The organism is Dactylosporangium sucinum (assembly GCF_014647515.1).
Taxonomy (GTDB): Bacteria; Actinomycetota; Actinomycetes; order Mycobacteriales; family Micromonosporaceae; genus Dactylosporangium; species Dactylosporangium sucinum.
This window is the reverse complement of sequence record NZ_BMPI01000045.1, coordinates 89,338-97,499: the sequence shown is the minus strand read 5'-3', so window position 1 is coordinate 97,499 and position 8,162 is coordinate 89,338. Positions and strand designations below refer to the sequence as shown.

The window sequence follows — 8,162 nt, the reverse complement described above, 5'->3', positions numbered from 1 at the left end:
CGAAGCGTTCATGAGCCTGGCCTGCTCCATCATCTGCTACCGCCGACTCATCAAATGATCATTCTGTTAGGACTTGTAAGCTAAGGCCTGTTGCATCACTGGGGTCGGAGCGAGGCGGAGTCCAGATTTCGTCTGGCGTCGCCCCGCGGAAGCCTGGCTACCGGTGTTGTAACCCGGCTTTCGCGGGGTGGCGCCAGACGAAATCTGGGCCCGCCGCAGCCCGGCCCCAGTGATGAAACAGGCCTTAGCTGAAGCGTGGGCGGGCGCCCGGAGCAGGCACGTCCTGTGCCCGGGTCCGGGCGCCCCGCGGTGCCGGGCGCGCGGTGAGCGCTGCCGTGTCGCCGCCACGGTTCGGAACCGGCGGGCGACCAACTCGGACACTGCGGGTGCCGGCCGCCACGACCGCCGCCGGCACGGCCTCCAGGAAGCGGGCGAGGTTGTAGTGACATTCCCGGGCGCGCAGATAGGAACGACTGGAGATGCCGACCACCGCGCCGGCGAGGTCCACCCGCCACACCCAGTGTCCCGACGACTCGACGGCGGCCACGGTACTGCGCAGCGCCGCAAACCCTTCGCGCAGCGCCTGGACACCGTCCCGGCACGCGGCAAGACTGTCGAACGTGAGCGCCGCCCGGCCGAGGGGACGATTGTTCGGCGACACGAGCATCCAGGTCACGGCCTCGGCCATCGCGCCGGGATCGTCGACGGCGGCCGCGGCCAACGCTAAGAAGACGAACCTCGCCTGCTGCACTCCCCCGCCCTCCGGCCGCCTGTCCACGCTCTGGGACACACGCTCGGGACACCGCATGACCTTCGTCGCGTGTGCACCTGCACGCCGGACATGCAAGAGATGAACAACGGGAAGGGACGCGGCCGTTGCTATACCCAGGTTCTCCCGCCAATCGGACAAAGCTCGATCGGTGTTCATCTCTGCCCGATAAACGTCGCTCATGACGCTTTCGATGAATCGGCGCACCCTGTTCGGCGCGTCGGCCGCGGCCGCCGCCGCGGGTGTGCTCCTGCCGCGGCCGGCCGCGGCGTTCGTCCCCTCGGGCCGGCCGGTGCTCACGCACGGCGTGCAGAGCGGCGAGGCGAACGGCGGCTCGGCGTACGTGTGGACGCGGGCCGACCGGGCCGGCCGCATGTACGTCGACGTCAGCGACCGGCCCGACTTCAAGCACGCCCGCCGGCTGCGTGGCCCGGTCGTGACCGCCGAGGGCGACTTCACCGGCAAGCTGCGGCTGACCGGCCTGCGGCCCGGCGAGCGCACGTACTACCGGGTCCAGGTCGACGGCGACCACCTGAGCGCGCCGCTGACCGGCTCGTTCGGCTTCCCCGACCGGCACAAGCCGATCCGGTTCGTGTGGACGGGCGACATCAACGGGCAGGGCTGGGGCATCAATCCGGATCTGGGCGGGATGCGGATCTTCGAGGCGATGCGCAGGCTCCGGCCCGACTTCTACCTGTGCAGCGGCGACACCGTCTACTCCGACGGTGTGATCACCGAGAGCGTCACGCTGCCCGACGGCCGGGTGTGGCGCAACGTCGTCACGCCGGCCAAGTCGAAGGTCGCCGAGACGCTCGACGAGTACCGCGGGCAGTTCGCGTACAACCTGCTCGACGCCAACATGCGGCGGTTCCTGGCCGAGGTGCCCCAGCTGAACCAGTGGGACGACCACGAGGTCACCAACAACTGGTACCCGGGCGAGATCCTCGACGACGCCCGCTACACGGAGAAGCGCGTGGACGTCCTCGCCGCCCGGGCGCGGCAGGCGTTCTTCGAGTGGCAGCCGCTGGAGCCCGGCAAGGTGTACCGAAAGTACTCCTACGGCCCGCTCCTCGACGTCTTCAAGCTCGACATGCGCACGTACAAGGACGCGAACGACGCCAACACCTACGCCGACCCGCGCCGGGGGCTGCTCGGCCCGGATCAGCGGGCGTGGCTCATCCGGTCGCTGCTGGAGTCCCGGGCGACCTGGAAGGTCATCGCGATCGACCTGCCGCTCGGCCTGGTCGTGCCGGACGGCCCGACGGCGCAGGAGGGCGTGGCCCAGGGCGACCCCGGCGCCCCGCTCGGCCGCGAGCTGGAGTTCGCCGCGGTGCTGCGGGCGGCGCACCGGGCCGGCGTGACCGGCATCGTGTTCCTGACGGCGGATGTGCACTACACGGCGGCGCACCACTACGACCCGGCGCGGGCCGCGGTGCAGGACTTCACGCCGTTCTGGGAGTTCGTGTCCGGGCCGGCCAACGCGGGCGCGTTCGGGCCCAACGCGCTGGACGGCACGTTCGGCCCGCGGGCGGCGTTCGTGCACGCCCCGCCGGCGGCCAACACGTCGCCGCTGGACGGCTTCCAGCACTTCGGGGAGGTCGAGATCAACCCGTGGTCGCGCGACTTCACGGTGCGGCTGCGCGACCTGACCGGCGCGGTGCTGTGGAGCACGACGCTGGAGGCGCCGCGGAGGTAGCCTGCTCGGCGTGGCTCACTACAGCAGGCTGCACGCGATCGTGCTCGACGTCCCGGCCGACGACCACGCCGCGGCGGTGGCGTTCTGGGAGGGCGCGCTGGGTCAGCCGATCCCGCTCGTCGAGAAGTATCCGGAGTTCCACGGCGCCCTGCTGGAGCACCAACGGATGCTGTTCCTCGCCCAGCGGCTCGGCGACGGCGCCCCGCGCGTGCACCTGGACATCCACACCGACGACCTGGCCGCGGAGGTGGCCCGGCTGGCGGCCCTCGGCGCGACCCGCGTCGAGGGCACCGGCCCGTGGCAGGTCATGCGCGACCCGTCGGGCCAGGTGTTCTGCGTGGTGCCCGACAAGCCGGGCACCCTGAACGACGACAACGCCCGCCGCTGGGAGTGATCCCGGCGGCGGGCGCCGTCCTTATGCCACGGTGTTGCGCCAGGCGCGGCCGCTGCGGCCGATCAGGCGGTCGGCGTCCGTCGGGCCCCAGGACGCCGCCTCGTAGGTCGGGATCGGGCTGGTGTCCTGGGCCCAGCGCTCGATGATCGGGTCGACGATCCGCCAGCACTGCTCGACCTCGTCCGAGCGGATGAACAGCGTCGTGTCGCCGATCAGCGCGTCGAGCAGCAGTCGCTCGTAGGCCTCCGGGGACTCCTCGCGGAACGTCTTGTCGTAGGAGAAGTCCATGCTCGCCGAGCGGACGCGGAACGAGTGGCCGGGGACCTTGGCGCCGAAGCGCAGCGCGATGCCCTCGTCGGGCTGGATGCGCAGGATCAGCGCGTCGGGCTGCAGCTCGGTCAGCTGCGAGTCGGGGATGGGCAGGTGCGGCGGGCGCTGGAACTGCAGCGCCACCTCGGTGACCCGGCTGGGCAACCGCTTTCCTGTCCGCACGTAGAAAGGAACGCCCTTCCAGCGCCAGTTGTCGACGTCGAGCCGCAGCGCCGCGAACGTCTCGGTGCGGGAGAGCGGGTCGACGCCGGCCTCCTCGCGATACCCGGGCATGAGCTCCTCGCGGGTGCCACCCCGCGTGTACTGCCCGCGCACCGAGATGTCGTCGATGTCGCGGCCCCGCGGCAGCCGGATGGCCTGCAGCAGCTTCACCTTCTCGTTGCGCACGGCCTCCGCGCTGAACGACGCCGGCGGCTCCATGAGGGCGAGCGCGAGGACCTGCAGCACGTGGTTCTGCACGATGTCGCGCATCGCGCCCGCGTGCTCGTAGAAGCTGCCCCGGGTGCCGACACCGAGCGTCTCGGCCACGGTGATCTGCACGTGGTCGACCCAGGTGCGGTCCCAGATGGGCTGGAAGATGGAGTTGGCGAACCGCAGCGCCAGCACGTTCTGGACGGTGTCCTTGCCCAGGTAGTGGTCGATGCGGAAGACCTGGTTCTCGTCGAACGCGGCGTGCACCGTCGCGTCGAGCTGCCTGGCGCTGCGCTCGTCGTGCCCGTAGGGCTTCTCGATGACCAGCCGCGCGAACGAGCCCTCGCGGGCCTGGTTCAGCCCGGCGCCGGCGAGGCCGTTGATGACCAGCGGGAACGCCTCGGCCGGGGTCGACAGGTAGAACACCCGGTTGCCGGCGGTGCCGCGCTGCTCGTCGAGCTCGTCCAGGACGGCGGCCAGCCGCTTGTAGGTCTCCGGGTCGTCATAGCCGCCCGAGATGTACCGCACCGCGCCCGCGAGCTGCGGCATGCCCGACAGCCCCTTGTCGCCGAGCACATTGTGGATGAACTTGTCGTCGTCCATCGGGGTGCGGGCGACGCCCACCACCGCGAACCGCTCGTGGAGCCGGTTGTGGCGGGCCAGACTCTCGATGGCCGGGATCAGCTTGCGCCGGGTCAGGTCACCGGACGCGCCGAAGATGACCACCGTCGCGGGCGGGGCGTGCCGGTTGTCGGACTCCTGCAGGACCGTGTCGGTTGACATGGATGCGCGCCTCTTTCGTCGGACTGCCGCCGTGACACTACGAGGCAACCGCTGCGCGCAGCAACGATCCCGGACCGTGACCGGCGTCTCGTAGTTCCGACGGTACCGGCAGCGCGTCAACGTCCGGAAACCCCCGTCCCGACGGACGGTGACGAACACCGAACAGCCGAAGCGCGGAAACTTTTCGCCCGGCAGCCTGATCTCACCGACGTTCTTCACCCCCGTACCACTCCCTGGAGCCCCGGTGACCGATCCGACGCTCGTGATCGACTTCGGCACGTCAACCTCATCCGCCGTGCTGGTCCTGCCCGACGGGCAGCAGCGACTCATCAAGGAGCCCGCGAGCGGCTCGTACTCCTGGCCGACCGCCGTGTGCTGGGACGGCAGCACCCTGCTGGTCGGCACCGCGGCCGAGCGGCGCAAGCGGACCGACCCGGCCGCCTACCGCCGGGAGTTCAAGCGCGACCTCGGCGACGCGTACCCGACCCCGCTCGGCGACCGCTCCTTCCCGGTCGGCGAGCTCGTCACCGCCGTGGTCACCGCGCTGGCCGGCCGCGCCCGGGAGCTGGCCGGCGGCCCGGTCGAGCGGCTCGTCCTCACCGTGCCGGCGTCCTACGGCCCCGGCGACCCCCGCCGCGACCTCATGATCAAGGCCGGCGAGGCGGCCGGCTTCGTCGAGGTCGAACTGCTGCAGGAGCCGGTCGCGGCGGCGCTGGCCCCGATGACCGGGACGGCGTTCGCGGCCGGTGACGTGGTGCTCGTCTACGATTTCGGCGGGGGTACCTTCGACGCCGCGGTCGTGCGGTTCACGTCCACGGCCGACCACGAGGTCCTGGGCCACGCCGCCCTCGACGACTGCGGCGGCCGCGACCTCGACGTCGTGATCGCCCGCGAGCTGCAGGAGGCCGGCGGCGACGCCTTGGCTGCCGCGCTCGACGGCCCCGACAGCGCCGCCCGCCTGCGGGCCACCCTGCAGCTGGGCGACTTCGCCCGCGGCGTCAAGCACCAGCTCAGCGACGCGTCCACCGTCGAGGACTACATCACCCCGGCCGCGCCGGCCTTCCACCTGAGCCGCGACCAGCTCGTCAAGCTGACCGAGCGGGAGCTCGACCGTACCGTGGCCTGCTGCACCAGCCTGCTCAACCGCTGCGGCGTGCGGCCGGAGCAGCTCTCGGCGGTCGTCCTCGTCGGCGGCAGCTCCCGGATGCCGATCGTGCAGGAGCTGGTGGAGCGCCGCTTCGGCCGCCCGCTGCGGCACGCCGAGGATCCGGAGCTGTCGGTCGTGCAGGGCGGCGCGACCTGGGTCGAGCGCGGCGGCGGCCGCCAGGTGACCGCCACCGAGAGCAACCCCGACCACGTCCCGATGCGCTGGGCCATCCCGGGCGGCGCCGCGAAGGTCGTGAAGTTCACGGTGCAGCCCGGCCGGCGCTACGCCGCGGGCGCGGAGCTGATCGTCCTGCGCACGGAGGACGGCGCCCTGCTGCGCCTCTACGCCCCGGACCGCGCCGGCCGCCTCGTGGAATGGCACGCCGAGCCGGGCGCGACGGTCACCAGGGACGCCTGGCTCGCCACGCTGCACCCCGATGCGGTGGCACCGGTGGCCGAGACGCCGGTGGAACGCCCCTCCGGCACCGCCAGCTACACGAGCAACCAGTCCCCGGTGCTGCGCTTCTTCGGCTGGATCCTCCTGGTGCCGATCGCCTACCTGGGCACCGGTTTCTGGGTTGTCGGCTTGGCCGAGGAGGAGATCCTCGGCGTCTTCGGCGGCCTCGCCATCATCGCCGTCGGCGTGATTCTCGTGCGGCTGTTGCTGCGCCGCCGGCCGAGCCACATCCTGGCGATCGGCGGCCTGGGCATCTCGCACGCCATCGGCAAAACCCGCCGCATGTATCCGTGGGACGAGGTCACCGACGTCCTGCTCGACAACGGCCAGCTGCGCCTGAAGGTCCGCGAGGGCTCGACGCTGCGCCACGACCCGGACTTCGTCCCCCGCTTCGACGCCGTCAGCGGCACCTTCAAGCTCTGCCGGTTCACGTGGGTGAACACCGACGAGGAGACCGTCCGCAGCGCCGTCAAGCACTACACCATGGGGAAGTTCCCCAAGCGGTAGCCTGCCGAGGCATGGGGCGACCGCCGCGGCACGATGCCGACAGCATGCTTGACGCCGCCGTCCGGCTGGCCGGGGAGGGTGGGCCGGCGGCGGTCACCGTCGCGGCCGTGGCGCGGGCGGTGGGCGGGCCGAGCGGGTCGGTGTACCACCGCTTCGCCGGGCGGCCCGCGCTCGCCGCCGCGCTGTGGAACCGGACCGTCGCGCGGTTTCAGGAGGGGTGGCTCGCCGCCGTCGCCGCGGAGCCGGTCGAGCGGGCGGCGCCGGCCGCGGCCGGGCACGTGGTCGCGTGGAGCCGGGCGCACGACGGCGAGGCGCGCGTGCTGCTCTACGGGGCGGGCGACTTCGACGAGGCGAGCTGGGCGCCCGAGGACCGGGCCGAGCTGCGCCGGCTCAATGCCCGCCTCGGGCCCGCCCTGCGCGACCTCGCCGCCCGCCTGGGCATCGCCGACGTCGAGCTGCTGACGATGGCGACGATCGACCTCCCGGGTGCGGTCGTCCGGCGGCACCTGCGGCGCAGCAGCGGCATTCCGGCCGATGCCGAGGCTCGGGTATCGCGGGCAGCGGCCGCCCTGCTAGTTTTAGAGACGTGCCTCTAAAACTTCCTGAAGTGTGGGGCGTCACCGGCGACGAGGTCGCCCGCCCCTACCCGTGCGACGGGGTCTTCCCCGGGCCGACCGTCGCGTGGTTCCGCGGGGTCGACGTCGACGCCGAGCCGGCGGCCGTGTTCCGGTGGCTGTGCCAGCTGCGCGTCGCGCCCTACAGCTACGATTTCGTCGACAACCTCGGCCGGCGCAGCCCGCAGCGGCTGGTTCCGGGCCTGGAGCGACTGGCCGTCGGGCAGACGATGATGACCATCTTCGAGCTGGCGAGCTTCGCCCAGGACGAGCACCTGACCGTCCGGATGCGGCCCGGGCCGGGGCGGCGGGCGTTCGGGGACCTGCTGGTGACGTATGCGATCCGGCCGGCCGGCCCGGGTCGGTCCCGGCTGGTGGCGAAGCTCGTGCTCCCCACCGGCCAGCACCGTTCGTATCGGCTGATGCGCCCCCTGCTGGCCTGGGGCGACCTGGTCATGATGCGCCGCCAGCTGCACAACCTGGCCCGCCTGGCCGCCCGGCATGGTAGCCTAACGTAGTCAGTTGCAAACCGAGAGTATGCGGGGAGCACGATGTCGATCACACCGGTAGCGGCCACGCTGCCCGCGGCCACCGCGACGGGCGTCGCCGGCGCGGCCCCCGCGCGTGGCCTGCAGGACCAGCTCGACCAGCAGCGCAGCGACCAGCCCCTCGACCAGCGCCTCGACCAGCAGCGGCTGGATCGGCAGCGGCTCGACGACCAGCGGCAGCTCGACACGCAGGACGCGCTGCGGCAGGACCTCGTCCGGCGGGACCGGCAGCAGGCCGACGACCTCCGGACCTACCAGGACCAGCAGAACCGCTTGCGCCAGCAGCGCGTGCAGGACCGGCAGCGCCTCGACGACCAGCAGCGCATCCAGGAGCAGCTCCAACTCGAGGAGACCCTGCGGCAACGAGCGGAGGATACCCGGCTCGACTTCGAGCGGGCCGCCGACGCCATCCAGCAGCAGCGCCTCCAACAAACGCAGAGCCTGTTCACCGGCCGTTTGGACGTCTACCTCTAGGCTCCCGCCCGGGGTACTTTGGTCGCCCAAGGG

At 72.0% G+C, this 8,162-nt stretch carries 8 protein-coding genes; 6 read left to right on the top strand and 2 right to left on the bottom strand.

Translation table 11 applies throughout. The features are described 5' to 3' along the window. Positions 1-244: 244 nt before the first annotated feature. The gene (locus tag IEZ31_RS36750; protein WP_190254689.1) at positions 245-778 is read right to left on the bottom strand and encodes a hypothetical protein; all 534 of its coding nucleotides are present in this window, start codon (positions 776-778) and stop codon (positions 245-247) included. 184 nt (positions 779-962) lie between these two features. Between IEZ31_RS36750 and IEZ31_RS36745 the strand changes: the two genes are divergently transcribed. Further along, the gene (locus IEZ31_RS36745; protein WP_373294746.1) at positions 963-2,465 is read left to right on the top strand and encodes an alkaline phosphatase D family protein; all 1,503 of its coding nucleotides are present in this window, start codon (positions 963-965) and stop codon (positions 2,463-2,465) included. Positions 2,466-2,475: 10 nt separating this feature from the next. Then, on the top strand, positions 2,476-2,859 hold the full coding sequence (locus IEZ31_RS36740; RefSeq protein ID WP_190254687.1) for a VOC family protein: 384 nt from the start codon (positions 2,476-2,478) through the stop codon (positions 2,857-2,859). A 21-nt stretch (positions 2,860-2,880) separates the two neighbouring features. Here the strand turns inward: IEZ31_RS36740 and zwf are convergent, their stop codons facing one another. Beyond that, the gene (zwf, locus tag IEZ31_RS36735) at positions 2,881-4,383 is read right to left on the bottom strand and encodes a glucose-6-phosphate dehydrogenase (RefSeq protein WP_190254686.1); all 1,503 of its coding nucleotides are present in this window, start codon (positions 4,381-4,383) and stop codon (positions 2,881-2,883) included. 244 nt (positions 4,384-4,627) lie between these two features. Here zwf and IEZ31_RS36730 point away from each other — a divergent pair, with 244 nt between their 5' ends. Genes IEZ31_RS36730 through IEZ31_RS36715 form a run of 4 tightly spaced genes read left to right on the top strand, consistent with a single transcriptional unit; the run spans position 4,628 to position 8,129 of the window. Next, positions 4,628-6,493 carry an Hsp70 family protein gene (locus IEZ31_RS36730; protein ID WP_190254685.1) on the top strand — a complete coding sequence of 622 codons (1,866 nt, stop codon included), beginning with the start codon at positions 4,628-4,630 and terminating at the stop codon, positions 6,491-6,493. 44 nt (positions 6,494-6,537) lie between these two features. Next, complete coding sequence (locus tag IEZ31_RS36725) at positions 6,538-7,089, top strand: TetR family transcriptional regulator (protein WP_229836198.1); 552 nt, start codon at positions 6,538-6,540, stop codon at positions 7,087-7,089. 11 nt (positions 7,090-7,100) lie between these two features. Continuing rightward, a complete protein-coding gene (locus IEZ31_RS36720; RefSeq protein ID WP_229836196.1) occupies positions 7,101-7,625 on the top strand; it encodes a hypothetical protein in 525 nt (174 codons plus the stop codon). Positions 7,626-7,658: 33 nt separating this feature from the next. Further along, positions 7,659-8,129, top strand: coding sequence for a hypothetical protein (locus IEZ31_RS36715; RefSeq protein ID WP_190254682.1), 471 nt, complete (start codon positions 7,659-7,661; stop codon positions 8,127-8,129). Positions 8,130-8,162 lie beyond the last annotated feature (33 nt).

Excerpts from the sequence above, each read along its gene's own strand:
- IEZ31_RS36745 (WP_373294746.1), top strand. The coding sequence starts at position 963 with ATGAATCGGCGCACCCTGTTCGGCGCGTCGGCCGCGGCCGCCGCCGCG.
- zwf (WP_190254686.1), bottom strand. The coding sequence starts at position 4,383 with ATGTCAACCGACACGGTCCTGCAGGAGTCCGACAACCGGCACGCCCCG.
- IEZ31_RS36725 (WP_229836198.1), top strand. The coding sequence starts at position 6,538 with ATGCTTGACGCCGCCGTCCGGCTGGCCGGGGAGGGTGGGCCGGCGGCG.
- IEZ31_RS36715 (WP_190254682.1), top strand. The coding sequence starts at position 7,659 with ATGTCGATCACACCGGTAGCGGCCACGCTGCCCGCGGCCACCGCGACG.